We start from the raw sequence: 16,995 nt of genomic DNA on the forward strand, positions 1-16,995 counted from the left end.
CATCGGGCTCAGGCCGCCACCCAGTCGCCACTCTTGCCGCCCTGCTTCTCCAGCACGCGGATCTGGCCCATGACCATGCCGCGGTCGGCGGCCTTGCACATGTCGTAGATGGTGAGCAGGCCGATTTGCACGGCGGTCAAGGCTTCCATCTCCACACCGGTGCGGCCCAGGGTTTCGACCTGCGCGCTGCAGTGGACGGCGTTCTCGGCGGTGTCGATCTCGAACTCCACGGCCACGCGGGTCAGGGGCAGGGGGTGGCACAGGGGGATCAGGTCGGCCGTGCGCTTGGCGGCCTGGATGGCGGCGATGCGGGCGATGCCCAGCACATCACCTTTCTTGGCGCTGCCGCTGGTGATCAAGGCCAGGGTGGCGGGCTGCATGACGATGCGGCCGCGGGCGCGGGCAATGCGGTGCGTCACATCCTTGGCCGCCACATCCACCATATGGGCCTGGCCTTGGGCGTCGAAATGGGTCAGTGGAGAGTTCATGGCAGGGGCGGTCGCAGTCGAGAAGAAACCGAAAAGCAGGGCATGAAGGATGGCCCCAGTGGGCGCAGCTCGCAGCACCGGAAACAATCGGGCAATGCGGGGCATCGATAAAGCGGCATCATAGTGAGCCGCGCGCTGCACGGTGGTGGCCCCGGAGATTGCTGTCCCGATGATGATCCTGAAGAACAAACTGTCGCTTGCTTCCCTGTCTCGCCCGGGCGCTGCCCCGCGTTGGCGCCGCAGCCTGCTGGCACTGGCGGCCTGCTGCCTGCTGGCCAGCAGCCCGGCCGGGCAGGCCCAGGTGGCGCTGCCGGCGCTGGGCGATTCGGTGTCGCAGGATCTCGATGTGGGGGCGGAGCGCAATCTGGGCGACCAGGTCATGGGCCAGATCCGCCCCGACCCCGATTACCTCGACGACCCGCTGCTGCAGGAGTACTTGCTCGGCATCTGGAACCCGCTGGTGACCACGGCCAAACTGCTGGGCCATATCAGCGACGAGACGGTGGACCGCTTCGCCTGGGAGATCTTTCTGGTGCGCGACCGCTCGGTCAATGCCTTCGCCCTGCCCGGTGGTTTTGTCGGTGTGCACTTGGGTTTGATTGCCATGACCCACTCGCGCGACGAGCTGGCCTCGGTGCTGGCGCATGAGCTTTCACATGTGACTCAGCGCCACATCGCCCGCCGCATCGCCGGCGATTCGCGCAACAGCATGCTGGCCATGGCGGCCATGCTGGCCGGCCTGATCGCAGCCTCGCGCAGCGGCAGCATCGACGCGGCCAATGCCGCCATCGTCGGCCCGCAGGCCCTGGCCGCACAGGCCTCGCTCAATTTCTCGCGCGATATGGAGCGCGAGGCCGATCGGGTGGGCTTCAACGTGCTCAGCGAAGCGGGCTTTGCGCCCTCGGGCATGTTCAGCATGTTCGAGAAGATGGAGCAGGCCCACCACCTGATGGATTCGGGCAGCTACCCTTATCTGCGCACCCACCCCTTGACCAGCGAACGCATTGGCGACGCCCGCACCCGCCTGGGCACGGGCGAGTTCCAGCGCCCAATCAACCAGGCCGAGCATGCGCTGATGGCCGCACGCTCACGCGTGCTGATGGACCCGCGCGCCGAAATCTGGACCCAGCTGCAGAACCTCGATGCCGGTGCCCGCGAGCCGCGCGGCCCCACCGTCGGGCGCGGCTTTGAGCAGCTGAGCGCGCGCTATGCCAGCTGCCTGGCCTCGATCAAGATGCGCGATTTCCCGCGCGCCGCGCGCGCACTCGCCAGCGCCGAACAACAGCTGCAAGTGTTGGGCAACGACCCCAAGGCCGCGCGCCTGCTGCGCTTCCTGCGTGCCGAGCTGGCGCAGGCCCAAGGTCAATCGGCCGACGGCTTTGCCGTGCTGGCCAGCGCCAAGGAGAAAAGCAGGCCGCAGCTGATGGAGCGCTCGCAACTGGCCCTGGTGGACAAGAGCGGGCCGGCTTCGGCCCGCGAAGTGGCCGATGAGCTGCAAACCTGGGTCAGCCTCAACCCCAAGGATGTGCTGGCCTGGACCCAGCTGGGCTTGCTGTGGGAGAAGTTGGCCCAGCCCCTGCGCGCTGTGCGTGCCCAGGGCGAAGCGCGCTATGCCATGGGCGATCTGCGCGGCGCCATCGACCGCATGCGCTCGGGCCTGCGCCAGTCGCGCGAGCGTGATGCCGATCCGGTCGAGGCCTCGGTCATCGATGCGCGCCTGCGCACCATGCTCTACGAGCGCCGCCAGCGCCTGTCGGACATGTACCCGCGCGGCATTCCGCCGGGGGCCGAGCTGCCCTGAGCGCCGAAGAGATTGAGAATTTTTGTAGCGAGCGGCTGTCAGGCTAGGCGGACGGAGCGCAGGAACCGGAACGTACCCTCTGTACGTTAGGATTCCGAGCACCGGACCAACGACGCATGGCAGTCGCGCAGCAAAAAATTCACAAGCTCTCAATCCTGCGGCGGGAAGATGCGCTCCATCAGCACATCCACACCCATACCGCAAAGGCTGTAGATCAGCGAACCCACCAGGGCGGCGAAAAAGCCATCCACCGCAAAGCCTTCGAGCAGGCGCGCGGCGGCCCAGAACATCAGGGCGTTGATGACGAAGAGGAAGAGGCCCAGGCTGATCACGGTGACCGGCAGGGTCAGCAGCACCAGGATGGGCCGCAAGAGCGTGTTGAACAGGCCCAGCACAAAAGCCGCGATCAAGGCCGAGGTGAAGCTGGTGACGGTGACGCCGGGGTAGAGGTGAGCCACCAGCAGCAAGGCGGCGGCAAGCAAAAGCCAGCGGATCAGGGTTTTGAACATGGTCGAAGGTGGTGGGTGGGCTCGTCGCAGGTGGCCCGCCGCGAGACGGCGGACTCGGGGCGAGATTAAACCCAATGGCGCGCAGGAATCATGACTTTGTGCACCGGAGAATCCGAGTGATGTGTCAGGTCTTGCCAAACTCGGGCAGAATCGCGGCCATCCGAAAGGGGAGTAGCTACACGGCGCCATGCCGTGGCGACGGTCCGTCAATACGGTGTGTCTTTCAGCGGAAGTTGAAAACACACACCCGGGCCCCGCAGCTGGAAGGTGAGACCGTCCGGGTCCGACAACACCTCCCGTCCCGCAAGACCTTTCGGTGCAACACGCGCTGTTCCTGCCCTGGTTTGGCCCTATTCTTGGGTCGGTCTGGAGCGGTGTTCGGCTGAGTTCAACACTTCTTGCGGGAGTCTCTTCTTCATGAGCACGATTGCGCCCCTGTGGCTGTGGATCTTTTTCGGCGGGTCCGTCCTGGTCGCCCTTTTCGTCGACTTTGTGGTGCTGCGCAAGCAGGGCGCCCATGAGGTCTCGGTCAAGGAAGCCATCAACTGGTCCCTGGTCTGGGTGGCCTTGAGCATGGCTTTCAACGGCTTGTTCTGGTGGGCCGTCAAAGACACCTCCGGTGATGTCGCGCTGGCCAACACCAAGGCCCTGGAATTCCTGACCGGTTACCTGATCGAGAAATCACTGGCGGTCGACAACATCTTTGTCTTCCTGATGATCTTCACCTACTTCTCGGTGCCGCCGGCTTACCAGAAGCGGGTGCTGATGTACGGCATCATCGGCGCCATCGTGTTGCGCACAGTCATGATTCTGGTCGGTGGCTGGCTGATCGCCGAGTTCCACTGGGTGCTCTATGTCTTCGGTGCCTTCCTGCTGATCACCGGCATCAAGATGTGGTGGGCCGCCGGCCAGGAGCCGGACCTGGAAGCCAACCCCGCCCTCAAGCTGCTGCGTCGCACCATGCCGGTCAGCGCCAACTTTGATGGCGAACGCTTCTTCACCGTGCAGAACGGCAAACGCCTGGCCACGCCCCTGCTGCTGGTGATCGCCCTGGTCGGCATGACGGACGTGATCTTTGCGGTGGACTCGATCCCGGCCATCTTCGCCATCACCAGCGACCCCTTCATCGTCCTGACCTCCAACATCTTCGCCATCCTCGGTCTGCGTGCGATGTACTTCCTGCTGGCAGCGATGGCGACCAAGTTCCACCTGCTGAGCTACGGCTTGGCCGTGGTGCTGGCCTTCATCGGCACCAAGATGATGCTGATCGATGTGTTCAAGATCCCGGTCTTGGTCTCCCTGGGTGTGGTGGTGGCCATCCTGGCCGTGACCATGGTCTTGAGCCTGCGGACCGCACCGCGGATCGAAACCAAGACCGAGTAAACCCAGAAGCGCCACCGGCGCAAGGGCGCCGCTGCCACGCAGGCGGCGCCTCCCCCCGAAACCCCGGCCGCTGCCCGCGCCCGGGGTCTTTTTATGGCCGAACGCCCGACCCGAGGCGCGTTCGCCCTGGCCACAGCGCGTGCCCATTTCCCAACACTCGCGGGCCGCCGTATGGCTCATAGCCTTCGAATCAAATAAGAATTGTTCTCATTAGTGTTAAGATTCTTGCCAGATCGACGGACACCCCGTCACCAGTTCGCTCTTCACTGTTTTCGTTCAGCCTCACCGCCCCGTGACCTCCGCACTCCTCAGCCCCATCTCCCTCGGCGCCTCCGCGTCGGCCGGTCAGGCCGGCTTTGTGGCGGGCCACAAGGCGGCGGCCTCGGCCATCAGCCCAGCGGCCGAGACTCTGAACGAGAACTCGAGGCGGGCCTTCGCGCCCGGGTCCGGTGGCTTGCCGGTGGACCCGCAAGCCGCGCGCCGCAAGCGCGGCTTTTTGCTGGCGGTGCTGGGCCTGCATGTGCTGTTCGGCGCCGGGCTGATGGTGCGTCGAACCTTGCCTGTGCAAGAGAAGCCCGCGCCGATCCAGGTCAGCCTGATCACCCCCAAGCACTCGGCGCCAACGCCGCTGCCGACGCCGCCAGCCCCCCAGCTGCCCAAGCTGGCGCCCATGCCGGCCCCGGTGATCCCGCCGCTAGTGACGCCACCCATCACCGCCCCGGCCCCCATGGCCGCCCAGGTCATCAGCAGCGAGCCGCCGGCCGCCCGCGCTCCGGCCCAAGCGCCTGCCGCCGCACCCAACCCCGCGCCTGCACAGGCCGTGGTGACACCACCGGCGCCGCCTGCCGTGCACCAGATTCCGCCCAATGCCGTGCGCTATCTGGCCGAACCGCGTCTGAACATGCCGCTGCTGTCGCGCCGTGCGGGCGAGCAAGGCATCGTGCACCTGCGCATCCTGGTCGATGCCCAGGGCCGCTTGAAGGAAGCCGCGGTGAAGAAGAGTTCCGGCTTCGAGCGCCTTGATCGGGCCGCGCTGGAAGACATCCGTAGCGCCCGCTTCTCGCCCTATCTGCTGCAGGGCCAGCCGGTCGAGTGGGAAACCACCGCCCTGCTGTCCTATGAGCTGGAGCGTTAGCCGCCTGCACCTGCCCTGAGCTCCAAGCCGCAGGCTGCGGGCCATGGCTCACCCATCGTTTCCTCATCCTCCAGCCAGCCAGCTCGCAGCCGCGAGCCAGCCCGCCACGCAACACAGATTCGCAGCGCTCCCGAGGCCCACCTGGCCCCGGGTCGGGCTGCGCCATGTTCCACATCCATCCTTAGTTCGTCAGGAGTTCATTCATGTCCCGCACCAAGTCGCGCCCCGCGCACCGTCAAGCCCTGCTGCCCCTGGGCGCCCTGGCCGCCGGCTTCGGCCTGGCCAGCGCCAGCCTGGCCCAGACCCCCGCGCCCGCAGCCGAAGCGGCCAAGACCGAGAACGCCCTGCCCATCGTGCGCACCAAGGCCAGCGCCGAGCCGACCGGCAAGGACGCCTACCAAGCCACTGACAGCCGCATCGGCAAAGGCAAACAGGAGCTGCGTGACATTCCGCAATCCGTCACCGTGGTGACCGAGAAGCTGATGAACGACCGCAATCTGGACAATCTGAAGGACGTGCTGAAGAACACCGCGGGCATCACCTTCATGGCCGCCGAAGGTGGCGAAGAGGACATCAAGCTGCGCGGCTTCTCGCTGCAGGCCAGCGGCGATGTGTTCATCGACGGCATGCGCGATCCGGCCTTCTACGAGCGCGACGTGTTCTTCCAAGACCGCGTGGAGCTGCTGCGCGGCTCGGCTTCGCTCCTGTTCGGCCGTGGTTCCACCGGCGGTGCGGTCAATCAAGTCAGCAAGGAAGCACGCCTGATCGACGCCAACGAAATCAGCGCCAGCGTCGGCAGCGACAGCATGGTGCGCACGGTGGGTGATTTCAATGTGCGCCTCGGAGACTCCTCGGCCGCGCGTGTCGGCGTGATGTTCAACGCCGCCGACAACGACGGCGCCGGTGCCAAGATCGACAAGCAAGGCATTGCCGGCAACTACCGCATGGGCATCGGCGAACGCGACGAGTTCTCCTTCAGCGCCTATTACCTGAACAACGAGAACGGCATGAACTACGGCATGCCCTGGATCCGCCCGACGGCCACGTCGCCGACCGCCGACATCACCTTGCTGCCCATCGACCCCAGCAACCACTACGGCATGGCCAGCGACAAGAACAAGGGCAGCGCCGGCTGGGCCGTGCTCAAGCACATCCATCGCTTCGACCAGAACACCGAGCTGGTGACCACCGTGCGCAAGGCCGACTACACCCGCGACCAACGCTCGGGCACGGTGCGCTTTGCTGGCGCCAGCCTGCAACCCGGCGGCAAGGCCGTCACACTGGAAACCTTTGGCCCCAACACCGTCTTGAGCCGCGGCACTCACCTCAAGACCCAGGACATGCAAACCCTGAGCGTGCAGAGCGATCTGGACAGCAAGTTCAAATGGCTGGGCCTGGAGCACAAGGTGCAAGCAGGTGCCGACGCTTCGGAAGAGAAGAAGCAGGTCTTTGCCGCGCGCAGCGCTGCGCAGGGCGGCGTCAATCTGAGCAAGCCCACCACCACCATCGGCCGCCCCAACGACGGCGCCTGGATCGATGAATCCCAGCGCGTCATGCGCAAGGCCAGTGAGTACACCTCGCGTGCCTACGGTGTGTACGCCCAGGACCTGCTGGCGCTGACCCCGCAATGGAAGCTCCTGACCGGCCTGCGCTACGACAAGGTGCGTGGCGACTACGAAACCTTCGCCATCCCCGGCCAGGCGGCCGGCCCGGAGACGGTGAGCAGCTACCGCATGAACATCAGCCAGTGGAGCAAGCGTGCGGCCGTGCTGTTCCAACCCACCGAGACCATGTCCTTCCACTTCGGCGGAGCCACCTCCTTCAACACCTCGGGTGACACCTACTCGCTGAGCGCACAGAACGCGAGCATCCCGCCGGAGAAGGCCGTCAACATCGAACTGGGTGCCAAGATCGAAACCAACGACGGCAAGCTCAGCCATCGCTTCGCCCTGTTCCGCAGCACCAAGACCCATGAGCGCAACACCGACCCGCTGACCAATCTGGTCACGCTGTCGGGCAAGCGCCATGCCTCAGGTTTTGAGTACGACGTGATGGGCCGCATCAACAACGATTGGGAGATCTTCGCGTCCTACACCTACATCCCGAACGCCAACATCGACATCGGCGCACCCGGCGCCGAAGGCCAGGGCACCCGTCCTTCGATGACGCCGCGCCACTCGGGCACCGTGTTCACGACCTACAAGATCACCCCTCAGATCCGTGTCGGCGGTGGTGTGACCGCACGCAGCGGCTACCAGCCCAACCGCAACCCGGGCTTCTATGTGCCGAAGTTCGCCACTTTGGGTCTGCTGGCTGAGTACGAGTTGCTCAAGGACAAACTGACGCTGCGCGCCAACGTCAACAATGTCACCGACAAGCTCTACGCCGAAACGGTTTACACCGGACACTATGTGCCGGGCAAGGGCCGCACGTTTGCCCTGACCGGCAGCTACAAGTTCTGACCCATGGTCAGTGTCTGATCTGACAGGCCCGGGTTCGCTCGGGCCTTTTCTTTTTCACCCCGATCACCATGCTGTTGAAAATCGCCGCGCTCCTCAGCCCTGCTGACTTGAAGCAGGCCCGCGATCTGCTGGACCAGGCCGACTGGCAAGACGGCCGCCTCACCGCCGGCGCGCAGGCCGCACAGGTCAAGAACAACCAGCAGCTGCCGGTCGGCAGCGAATCGGCGCGTGCGCTGCAAACCCTGCTGCTGAAGGCGCTGGAGGGCCACGCGACCTTCTTCTCTGCCGCCCTGCCCAAGCGCCTGCTGCCGCCCATGTTCAACCGCTATGCCGGCGAGGCCAACACCTACGGCAAACACATCGACCAGGCCATCCGCTATGTGCCCGGCACGGGCCAGCGGGTGCGCACCGACATCTCCTGCACGGTGTTCCTCAGCGAACCCGAGGAGTACGAGGGCGGCGAGCTGGTGATTGCCGACACCTACGGCGAACAGCGCGTCAAGCTGGCCGCGGGTGATGCCGTGCTCTACCCCGGCACCAGCGTGCACCGCGTCGAGCCGGTCACGCGCGGCGCCCGCCTGGCCAGCTTCTTTTGGATCGAGAGCATGGTGCGCAGCGACGAGCAGCGCCGCCTGCTGTTCGAGATGGACCAGGCCTTGATGCAGCTGCGCGGCGAGCATGGCGAGAGTGACGCCGCCGTCCAGCTGACTGGCACGTACCACAACCTCTTGCGCATGTGGGCCGACACATGAGGAGCGACGCCAAGCCGAAGCTCTCGCCGCTGCAAGAAATCCCGGCCGGCATCGCCAACCTCGCCGACTTCGAAGCCCATGGCCAGGCCGCCGTCGCGCCCGAGCATTGGGCCTATCTGAACGGCGGCGCCGGCGACGAGATCACGCTGCGCGGCAACCGCAGCGCCTGGGACGCCCTCCAGCTGCAGCCGCGCGTGCTGCGCGATCTGGCCGGTGGCCACACGCGCAGCGAGCTGCTGGGCCGCACGCTGGCCCACCCCATCCTGCTGGCCCCCATCGCCTACCAGCGCCTGGCCCATGCCGATGGCGAGCTGGCCAGCGCCTACGCCGCGGCCGCGCAGCAAGCGGGCATGGTGCTGAGCGCCCAGTCCAGCATGCCGATGGAGGCGATTGCCCAAGCCTTTCACGACGAACCGAGCAGCGGCCCGCTTTGGTTCCAGCTCTACTGGCGCGACGACCGCGACTTCATGCTGCAGCTGCTGCGCCGGGTCGAAGCGGCGGGCTTCCAGGCCCTGGTGCTGACCGTCGATGCGCCCGTGCATGGCGCACGCGACCGCGAGCGGCGTGCCGGCTTCGCGCTGCCGGCCGACATCCGAGCGGTCAATCTCGGCGGTATCAAGAAGCCCTTGAACCTGCAGCCGGGCCAGAGCGAGCTGTTCGACGGCCTGATGCCACGCGCCGCCACCTGGGCCGAGATCGACTGGCTGCGCGCGCACAGCCATCTGCCCCTGCTGCTCAAGGGCGCCAACCACCCCGAGGATGCGCGAGAAGCGGTGGCGCGCGGCGTGGCCGGCCTGATCGTCTCCAACCACGGCGGCCGCACGCTGGACACGCTGCCGCCCACCGCCGCGCTGCTGCCACGCGTGCGTGCGGCCGTTGGCCCTGAGCTGCCGCTGCTGGTCGACGGCGGCATCCGCCGCGGCAGCGATGTGCTGAAAGCACTGGCCCTGGGGGCGGATGCCGTGCTGCTAGGCCGGCCTTACATCCATGCCCTGGCCACCGCGGGCGCGCTCGGCGTGGCCCGCGCGCTGCGTTTGCTGCGCGATGAATTCGAGATCGCGATGGCCTTGTGCGGCTGCAAGACCCTCGATGACATCGGCCCTTCGCAGCTCTGGCGCGCCGATGCAGACGCCGGGTTTACGCGCAGTGGCGGGCCCTGAATGACGCAAGCCCGCGACACCGAGGGTAAACAAGCGTCTTTTCCGCGTGAGATCAGCACTTCTCCCCCTGGCAAAGCCTTCTCAATGCCATAGGTGCGCAGTACCATCATCCTTGCTCGGTGCTAGAGAGAAATGAAGGCTTATGCGGCCTTCACCCGGACCCGGCACATCAACAACTTTTGATGGAGAGAATTGAAATGGCAACTGCGAAGAAGGCCGCACCCGCAAAGAAGGCGGCTCCGGCAACCAAGGCCGCTCCGGCAAAGAAAGCAGCCGCGGCGCCCGCCGCCAAAAAGGCTGCTGCGCCGGCGAAGAAGGCAGCTCCTGCAAAGAAAGCTGCTCCGGCCAAGAAGGCGCCTGCTGCCAAGAAGGCAGCCGCGCCCGCCAAGAAGCGCACTCCGAATGCAGCCTTCATGAAAGCCCTGACCCCCAGCGCCGCCCTGGCCGCCATCGTCGGCGCAGCTCCGCTGCCGCGCACCGATGTGACCAAGAAGGTCTGGGAATACATCAAGGCCAACAAGCTGCAGGACGAAGTGCAGAAGCGCATCATCGTCGCCGATGCCAAGCTGAAGGAAATCTTCGGCAAGGCCAAGGCCGATATGTTCGAGATGACCAAGCTGATCAACAGCCACCTGAAGTGATGCGCCTGCGGTGGCGGCCGGCTCAAGCGGCCACCACCTCGATGCTGCAGACATGAACAAGCCCGGCATGCCGGGCTTTTTTTCGTCTGGCCGACCGAGGGGCGCTGGCGTCTGTGCGCCGAACGCTTGCTTCAGCGAGACAGGCGCGCTGCCGTGGCCTGCAAGGCCTCGCTCAGGCGCAGCACATCGATGGGCTTGACCCAGTAATCGCTGAAGCCAGCGGCACGCGCGGCCTCGACCTGGCTGGCATGGTCATCGGCCGACAGGGCCACGCAGGGCAGGGGCGCCAGGCGCTGGTCAGCCCGCAAGGCCTCGATCAGGCTCAGGCCGCTCATATCGGGCAGGTTCATGTCGATCAACAGCAGATCGGGCAAGGCCTCGGGTGCACGCTCGGCCAGCAGGGCCAGGGCTTGCTCACCGTCCTCGGCACAGTGCAGATTCCAACCAGGCAGGCGCCGGAACACCTCTTCCATCAGGACGATGTTGATGCGATCGTCCTCGACGTAAAGCACCTGGAGGCTGGCGGCTGGAGACATGGCAGGAAAGCTGGGAATGCAAGAAACAGCGTTGCGCCACGAACGATAGCAGCGAAACCGGCCCTGACCCGCCAGCGCCCTGCAGCCCGGTGAAAAAACCGGGGCCAGGGCAGCTCAACGTGGAGCGCAGCCCACAAGTGGCATGGATTCGTGAAATCCGCGGCAGCGGCACCCACCAGTCAAGGGGGTTCCCCGCCCGCTCGGGCAACCTAGGGTTACTACACTCTTGACAGTGAATCGCAGTCGCGACCTCCGCGGCATTTTTTCACGCTTGACCCCGGCCCAGCCCCGCTCAACGGACCTTTCTCCATGCCCTTGCTTGCCACGCTCGCTCTTGCTGCATCCGGCGCCACGCTGCCCCACTGCTCGTGGGATCGGCCCGGCGTGAACCCCTTCATGGGTGATGTGGTCGCGGCCGTGGACCGCTACCGGGACATCCCCGCCCCGGTGCGCGCCAAACTCAAGGCGCGCATGGCCCAGCGCGATTACGACGAGATCGTCAGCATCCAGCGCGACGAAATCAAGGGCAGCAAGGCCATCTACGGCAGCACCATCAGCGAGATGCACTTCGGCGCCAACAACGTCTGCAAGACGGTCAGCCGCGCCAAGTGGACGCAGAAGTACGAAGAACGTGGCCTGGTCTATTGCGAAGAGGGCCAGTGCATTCTGGTGCCCACGGTCTGCCGCAATGTCAGCCGCATCCAGCGCATGACACCGCGTGCCTCGGCGCCGGCGGCGGCCACCAATGTCGCCTCGGCCGCGCAGGAGATCGATGACCCGCAAAGCCAGTTGGAGATGGACCCGCCAGCGGCCGGTGCCCTCGGGGGCGGCGCGCCGGACAGCGGCCGCAACAGCTTTGCCCAGCTGGCCAGCGGCGCCAACACCGGCTTCGATGGCGGCAGTGGCGCCACGCCCGGTGCCCTGGTGCCCAGCAATCCGCCGACCTTCAGTGGCAACAACCCCGGCCCGTCGGTGGGAGGCTTCAACGTGCCCTCGCTGCCGCCCAGCATCGTGGTGACCACCCCAGCCGTGCCGGAGCCCGAAAGCTGGGCCCTGTTTGCCGGCGGACTGCTGGCCCTGGCCTTCCTGGCCAAGCGCCGCCAGCGCTGATCCTGAGTTCATCCGTCGGCGCCGCCGTCAGCCGGCAGCGCCAACACCACGCTCAGGCGCGCTTCTTGGGCAACAAGGCTTTCAGATAGCGCCCGGTGTGGCTGCCCTCGTGCGCAGCCAGTTCCTCGGGCGTGCCCGCCAGCAGCAGCTGCCCACCGCCGGAGCCGCCCTCGGGGCCCATGTCCACCAGCCAGTCGGCCGTCTTGATGACGTCGAGGTTGTGCTCGATGACGACGATGGTATTGCCCGCGTCGCGCAGCTGGTGCAGCACCTTGAGCAGCAACGCAATGTCGGCAAAGTGCAGGCCGGTGGTCGGCTCATCCAGGATGTAGAGCGTGCGGCCGGTGTCGCGCTTGCTCAGCTCCAGCGCCAGCTTGACCCGCTGCGCCTCGCCGCCCGAGAGCGTGGTGGCGCTCTGGCCCAGCTTGACGTAGCCCAGGCCCACATCGAGCAGGGTCTGCAGCTTGCGCGCCAGGGAGGGCACGGCGCTGAAGAAGGGATGGGCGTCCTCCACCGTCATGGCCAGCACTTCGGTGATGTTCTTGCCCTTGTAGAGCACATCCAGGGTTTCGCGGTTGTAGCGCTTGCCCTGGCAGGTGTCGCAAGGCACGTAGACGTCCGGCAGAAAGTGCATCTCGACCTTGAGCACGCCGTCGCCCTGGCAGGCCTCGCAGCGGCCGCCGGCCACATTGAAGCTGAAGCGGCCCGGGCCGTAACCGCGTTCCTTGGCGGTGTTCATCTCGGCGAAGAGCTCGCGGATGGGCGTGAACAAGCCGGTGTAGGTGGCCGGGTTGGAGCGCGGCGTGCGGCCGATCGGCGACTGGTCCACATTGATGACCTTGTCGAAGGCGTCGAGGCCCTCGATCTCGTCATGCGGCGCCGGGTCGGCATGGCTTTGGTACAGCTTCTTCGCCACGGCTGTGTACAGCGTGTCGTTGACCAAGGTGCTCTTGCCCGAGCCGGACACACCGGTCACGCAGGTCAAGAGGCCGACCGGGATCTCCACCGTCACACCCTTGAGGTTGTTGCCCCGCGCATTGACTATCTTGAGGCTCTTATGAACTGCCGTCGCCGGCACACGGTGGCGCTCGCGCGGCACTTCGATGCAGGCGGCGCCCGAGAGATAGCGCCCCGTCAGCGAGGCCGGATCGGCCGCCACCTGGTTGGGCGTGCCCTGGGACATGATGCGGCCGCCATGCACGCCGGCGCCGGGGCCCAGGTCCAGCACATAGTCGGCGGCGCGGATGGCGTCTTCGTCATGCTCGACCACGATCACCGTATTGCCCAGGTCGCGCAGGCGGCGCAGGGTGGCGATCAGGCGGTCGTTGTCGCGCTGGTGCAAGCCAATGCTGGGCTCGTCCAGCACATACATCACGCCGGTCAGGCCCGAGCCGATCTGGCTGGCCAGGCGGATGCGCTGGGCCTCGCCGCCCGAAAGCGTGTCGGCGCTGCGATCCAGGCTCAGGTAGTTGAGGCCCACATCGTTGAGGAAGCGCAGGCGCGAGCTGATCTCACGGATCACCTTGTCGCCGATCTCGGCCTTGGCGCCCTTGAGCTTGAGGCCTTCGAAGTAGTCCAGGCAGTCGCGCAGGGTGGAGTGCTCCACCTCGTAAATCGGTCGGCCCTTGGCACCGGGCGCGGCGTCGTGCGGCTGCAGCACCACATGGCGTGCCTCGCGGCGCAGGCGCGAGCCCTCGCAATGCGGGCAGCATTTGGGCGCCATGTAACGGGCCAGGTCCTCGCGCACCGCGCTGGAATCGGTCTCCTTGAAGCGGCGCTGCAGATTGGGCAGGATGCCTTCAAAGGGATGCGAGCGCTTGACCGAACGCTTCTTCGTGCCACCGGCGGCCGAGGCACTTTCGGCCTGGTAGACGAACTGGATCTCTTCCGTGCCCGAACCATGCAGCAGCACCTGACGCGCCGTCTCGGGCAGTTCCTCAAAGGGCAGGTCGATATCAAACTTGTAGTGCGCCGCCACCGCCTCCAGCATGGAGAAGGTGTAGGCATTGCGCCGGTCCCAGCCCTTGACGGCGCCGCTGGCCAGGCTCAGCGTCGGGAAGGCGACCACGCGCTCGGGGTCGAACACCGTCATCTGGCCCAGGCCCTCGCAAGACGGGCAGGCACCCACGGGCGAGTTGAAAGAGAACAGGCGCGGCTCCAGCTCGGGCAGGGAGTAGCTGCAGATCGGGCAGGCGAACTTGCTGGAGAAGATCTGCTCGGCACCGCTGTCCATGTTCACAACCAGGGCGCGGCCCTCGGCCAGGCGCAGGGCGGCCTCGAAGCTCTCGGCCAGGCGCTGGCGCAGCTGGTCGGCGTTGTCGGCGCGGATCTTGATGCGGTCGATCACCACATCGATGTCGTGCTTCTCGGCCTTCTTCAGCGCCGGGAAGTCGGGCGCGTCGACCGTCACACCGTCGACACGGAAGCGGATATAGCCCTGGGCCTGCATGGCCTCGAAGAGGTCGAGGAACTCGCCCTTGCGGTCGCGCACCACCGGTGCCAGCAGCATCAGCTTGCTGTCTTCCGGCATGGCCAGCACCGCGTCCACCATCTGGCCGATGCTTTGCGCTTCCAGCGGCAGATCATGGTCGGGGCAGAAGGGAGTGCCGGCGCGGGCGTAGAGCAGTCGCAGGTAATCGTGGATTTCGGTCACCGTGCCCACGGTCGAGCGCGGGTTGTGGCTGGTGGCCTTCTGTTCGATGGAGATCGCCGGCGACAGGCCTTCGATGACATCGACATCGGGCTTGTCCATCAGCTGCAGGAACTGCCGGGCATAGGCCGACAGGCTTTCCACATAGCGGCGCTGGCCTTCGGCGTACAGGGTGTCAAAAGCCAGGCTGGACTTGCCCGAGCCGCTCAAGCCGGTGATGACCACCAGCTTGTTGCGCGGCAGGTCGACATCGATGTTCTTGAGGTTGTGGGTGCGGGCGCCGCGCACGCGGATCAGCGGCCCGTCCAGCACGCCACCGGCCTCGGCAGCGGGGCGTAAGGTCTCGGCAGGGTCGTGTGCGTGGGTCATGGTGGGCGGCAATCAAATCGCAGTACGGGAAAACCCACCATCATAGGTCGGGCGGCCGCCCAGCGCCCCACCGCGGCCTGGGCGGGCCGCTCCAGGCCGGAAATCGCGCCAGAACGGCAGTTGTTCACGCCTAGGGTTAACCCCTTGTCGGCGCCGGCGGCGATTCAATCGCCTGCCGCCGCAGTTCGTCGCACAGGCATGGCTGCGCGACCTAGGGTTTTCGATACTGAGTCCATCGAAGCAGCACTGGGCCGCTTCGCCAACCGCAAGAAAGAAAGCAGGACTCATCATGAAGACCACCACCACCCTGATCCGCATCGCCAGCGCCGCCCTGGCCACCAGCCTGATGTTCGCCGCCACGGCAGCCTCTGCCGCCGACAGCAGCGCCACCAAGACCGAGCTGCCGCGCGTCGTCGTAACCGGTAAGTCCGCCGGCCCCGCCCCGGTCGTTCAGCAGCTGCCGCGCGTCGTGGTCTCGGGCCTGAGCGTCAACACCCAGATGCAGCAGCTGATGCTGGCTGCCGCCAAGAGCGATGCCAAGGCTGCACGTCGCAACGGCTGAGACGGGACCACGTGATGCAGAAGCGATGCCCCGCCAGAGGCAGCTGCCCCACCGACCGCTCTGAACCCTGCCGAGCCGAGCCATAGACGCATGGCCGGTGCTGCCGTCCCCCCTGAATGGACGTAGGCACCCCCGTGTTTCTCTGCCTCGGCTCGGCCATTTTGCGAGCCACATCTCCGACAATGCCGCCAACAATCGTTGGAGGTGCTGGAGTGACGGAAGAATCCCGCAAGCGCAGATCATGGCTTGACGGCTTCATGGCCTATGCCTTGCCCACCGGGCTGGCCGAGGCCCAGGTGCGTCACAACATCGTGGTGCTGGACCAGCTGCTCTACGCCTTGTGGAACCTGGGCGAGAACCTGGTGTTCGCCTGGACCCCGCTGCCGCAGGGCCTGAACCTGCTGGTCGCCCCCCATCCCTTGCTGACCGAGTTCACCCAGGCACCGGGCCTGGCGCCCGAGGAAGTGCGCCGCCGCGCCCAACTGCTCGATGAGCTACTGGCCCACCAAAGCCATCTCAGTGCCGATCAGTTCGAGCGCACCGCGGCCGAGCTGGGCCTGCGCCCGCACACCATCCAGCTGCCCTTCGCGCCCGACGCCGGCCTGGGCCTGGACCTGGTGGCCGCCATCATTGCGCGCTACGGCATCCGCCTGGTGGAAGACCGGGCGGTGATCCTGTTCGACGCGGTGGGCTTCTCCCTGCTCAGCCCGCTGCAGCAGGTGGTGCAGCTGAACAGCCTGTCCTGCTCCGTCAATGCCGCTTATGCCAAGCTGCTGGATCGCGAGATCAACATCAATTTCGCCCGCACCACCACCGGCGATGGCTTCTACATCTGGAACCGCATGCGCGGCATCGAGGCCAATGTCGAGCTCTACCAGCTGCTGCAGTTCATCCTGGCCGACAACGCCCTGGCCCGCGAACGCGCCAGCCAGCCCAACTCGGTGCCCCTGCTGCGCGCAGCCTTCCATGTCGGCTCGCACTACGAGTTCTACCAATCCGAGGGCCTGAACCCGACCTCCTTCAGCTACTTGGTCGGCCAGGTCACGATCGAGCTGGCGCGCATGATCGAACGCGCCCTGCCGGGCCAGATCCTGCTGGGCAAGTTCAACACCTTGATGCGCGACGAGCACAGCGGCGAGGTGCAGCGCATGGCCAGCATCGATTTTGTCGAGCGCACCCGCCGCCCGCTCAAGGCCTTGAACGGCCTGAGCCTGGCCGGCGCAGAGATCGACGAGATCGCCTGCTACCTGACCGGCCGCCCGAACGGTCAGGGCGAGTTCGGCATCAGCGAGTTCGAGATCCTCGACAAGCACGGCCGCGCCCACCGCGTCTACAACGCCAAGATCAACATCCACCGGCGTGCCGGGGAGCCGATCTACCTGGGTCTGCGCGAAGAAGACCTGCCCGCTTTCCCTGCACCTGTTACGGTTTGTTAAC

Annotated in this window: 14 protein-coding genes; 10 read left to right on the forward strand and 4 right to left on the reverse strand. The window is 66.1% G+C overall.

What is annotated here, in order from left to right:
* Positions 1 to 8: 8 nt before the first annotated feature.
* A complete protein-coding gene (gene moaC / locus C1O66_RS15110) occupies positions 9 to 488 on the reverse strand; it encodes a cyclic pyranopterin monophosphate synthase MoaC (protein WP_102768637.1) in 480 nt (159 codons plus the stop codon).
* A gap of 169 nt (positions 489 to 657) precedes the next feature.
* On the opposite strand from moaC, the gene C1O66_RS15115 reads away from it, so the two are divergent.
* Positions 658 to 2,289 (forward strand): M48 family metalloprotease, encoded by a 1,632-nt coding sequence (locus C1O66_RS15115; protein WP_102768638.1) that lies wholly within the window; start codon positions 658 to 660, stop codon positions 2,287 to 2,289.
* Positions 2,290 to 2,438: 149 nt separating this feature from the next.
* Here C1O66_RS15115 and C1O66_RS15120 read toward each other — a convergent pair whose 3' ends face one another.
* A complete protein-coding gene (locus C1O66_RS15120) occupies positions 2,439 to 2,798 on the reverse strand; it encodes a phage holin family protein (RefSeq protein WP_102768639.1) in 360 nt (119 codons plus the stop codon).
* A 417-nt stretch (positions 2,799 to 3,215) separates the two neighbouring features.
* Here C1O66_RS15120 and C1O66_RS15125 point away from each other — a divergent pair, with 417 nt between their 5' ends.
* The 6 genes from C1O66_RS15125 (at position 3,216) to C1O66_RS15150 (ending at position 10,331) form a co-directional block, all read left to right on the forward strand.
* Positions 3,216 to 4,181: a TerC family protein gene (locus C1O66_RS15125; RefSeq protein WP_102768640.1), complete on the forward strand. Its 966-nt coding sequence runs from the start codon at positions 3,216 to 3,218 to the stop codon at positions 4,179 to 4,181.
* A gap of 292 nt (positions 4,182 to 4,473) precedes the next feature.
* A complete protein-coding gene (locus C1O66_RS15130) occupies positions 4,474 to 5,316 on the forward strand; it encodes an energy transducer TonB (protein ID WP_102768641.1) in 843 nt (280 codons plus the stop codon).
* Between the two features lie 203 nt (positions 5,317 to 5,519).
* The gene (locus C1O66_RS15135) at positions 5,520 to 7,778 is read left to right on the forward strand and encodes a TonB-dependent receptor (RefSeq protein ID WP_102768642.1); all 2,259 of its coding nucleotides are present in this window, start codon (positions 5,520 to 5,522) and stop codon (positions 7,776 to 7,778) included.
* Positions 7,779 to 7,846: 68 nt separating this feature from the next.
* Positions 7,847 to 8,530 carry a Fe2+-dependent dioxygenase gene (locus tag C1O66_RS15140; RefSeq protein ID WP_102768643.1) on the forward strand — a complete coding sequence of 228 codons (684 nt, stop codon included), beginning with the start codon at positions 7,847 to 7,849 and terminating at the stop codon, positions 8,528 to 8,530.
* On the forward strand, positions 8,527 to 9,690 hold the full coding sequence (locus tag C1O66_RS15145) for an alpha-hydroxy acid oxidase (protein ID WP_102768644.1): 1,164 nt from the start codon (positions 8,527 to 8,529) through the stop codon (positions 9,688 to 9,690). Before C1O66_RS15140 ends, C1O66_RS15145 begins: the two co-directional genes overlap by 4 nt.
* A gap of 197 nt (positions 9,691 to 9,887) precedes the next feature.
* Positions 9,888 to 10,331, forward strand: a complete 444-nt coding sequence (locus tag C1O66_RS15150; protein WP_102768645.1) for an SWIB/MDM2 domain-containing protein — start codon at positions 9,888 to 9,890, stop codon at positions 10,329 to 10,331.
* 131 nt (positions 10,332 to 10,462) lie between these two features.
* Here C1O66_RS15150 and C1O66_RS15155 read toward each other — a convergent pair whose 3' ends face one another.
* Complete coding sequence (locus C1O66_RS15155) at positions 10,463 to 10,867, reverse strand: response regulator (protein ID WP_102768646.1); 405 nt, start codon at positions 10,865 to 10,867, stop codon at positions 10,463 to 10,465.
* Between the two features lie 309 nt (positions 10,868 to 11,176).
* Here C1O66_RS15155 and C1O66_RS24110 point away from each other — a divergent pair, with 309 nt between their 5' ends.
* On the forward strand, positions 11,177 to 11,977 hold the full coding sequence (locus C1O66_RS24110) for an MHFG family PEP-CTERM protein (RefSeq protein ID WP_207795960.1): 801 nt from the start codon (positions 11,177 to 11,179) through the stop codon (positions 11,975 to 11,977).
* Between the two features lie 52 nt (positions 11,978 to 12,029).
* Here the strand turns inward: C1O66_RS24110 and uvrA are convergent, their stop codons facing one another.
* Positions 12,030 to 14,996: an excinuclease ABC subunit UvrA gene (gene uvrA / locus C1O66_RS15165; protein WP_102768647.1), complete on the reverse strand. Its 2,967-nt coding sequence runs from the start codon at positions 14,994 to 14,996 to the stop codon at positions 12,030 to 12,032.
* A 289-nt stretch (positions 14,997 to 15,285) separates the two neighbouring features.
* Here uvrA and C1O66_RS15170 point away from each other — a divergent pair, with 289 nt between their 5' ends.
* Entirely contained in the window at positions 15,286 to 15,558 is a 273-nt protein-coding gene (locus C1O66_RS15170; RefSeq protein WP_102768648.1) for a hypothetical protein, read from the forward strand.
* Positions 15,559 to 15,770: 212 nt separating this feature from the next.
* Positions 15,771 to 16,994 carry a hypothetical protein gene (locus C1O66_RS15175; protein ID WP_133155235.1) on the forward strand — a complete coding sequence of 408 codons (1,224 nt, stop codon included), beginning with the start codon at positions 15,771 to 15,773 and terminating at the stop codon, positions 16,992 to 16,994.
* Position 16,995: the final 1 nt, after the last annotated feature.

The organism is Paucibacter aquatile (genome assembly GCF_002885975.1).
Classification (GTDB): domain Bacteria; phylum Pseudomonadota; class Gammaproteobacteria; order Burkholderiales; family Burkholderiaceae_C; genus Paucibacter_A; species Paucibacter_A aquatilis.

What these genes read in the sequence shown, in the direction of transcription:
- C1O66_RS15150 (WP_102768645.1), top strand. Translation starts at nt 9,888, where the DNA reads ATGGCAACTGCGAAGAAGGCCGCACCCGCAAAGAAGGCGGCTCCGGCA.
- C1O66_RS15120 (WP_102768639.1), bottom strand. Translation starts at nt 2,798, where the DNA reads ATGTTCAAAACCCTGATCCGCTGGCTTTTGCTTGCCGCCGCCTTGCTG.
- moaC (WP_102768637.1), bottom strand. Translation starts at nt 488, where the DNA reads ATGAACTCTCCACTGACCCATTTCGACGCCCAAGGCCAGGCCCATATG.
- C1O66_RS15115 (WP_102768638.1), top strand. Translation starts at nt 658, where the DNA reads ATGATGATCCTGAAGAACAAACTGTCGCTTGCTTCCCTGTCTCGCCCG.
- C1O66_RS15125 (WP_102768640.1), top strand. Translation starts at nt 3,216, where the DNA reads ATGAGCACGATTGCGCCCCTGTGGCTGTGGATCTTTTTCGGCGGGTCC.
- C1O66_RS15145 (WP_102768644.1), top strand. Translation starts at nt 8,527, where the DNA reads ATGAGGAGCGACGCCAAGCCGAAGCTCTCGCCGCTGCAAGAAATCCCG.
- C1O66_RS15135 (WP_102768642.1), top strand. Translation starts at nt 5,520, where the DNA reads ATGTCCCGCACCAAGTCGCGCCCCGCGCACCGTCAAGCCCTGCTGCCC.
- uvrA (WP_102768647.1), bottom strand. Translation starts at nt 14,996, where the DNA reads ATGACCCACGCACACGACCCTGCCGAGACCTTACGCCCCGCTGCCGAG.
- C1O66_RS15140 (WP_102768643.1), top strand. Translation starts at nt 7,847, where the DNA reads ATGCTGTTGAAAATCGCCGCGCTCCTCAGCCCTGCTGACTTGAAGCAG.
- C1O66_RS15155 (WP_102768646.1), bottom strand. Translation starts at nt 10,867, where the DNA reads ATGTCTCCAGCCGCCAGCCTCCAGGTGCTTTACGTCGAGGACGATCGC.
- C1O66_RS24110 (WP_207795960.1), top strand. Translation starts at nt 11,177, where the DNA reads ATGCCCTTGCTTGCCACGCTCGCTCTTGCTGCATCCGGCGCCACGCTG.
- C1O66_RS15170 (WP_102768648.1), top strand. Translation starts at nt 15,286, where the DNA reads ATGAAGACCACCACCACCCTGATCCGCATCGCCAGCGCCGCCCTGGCC.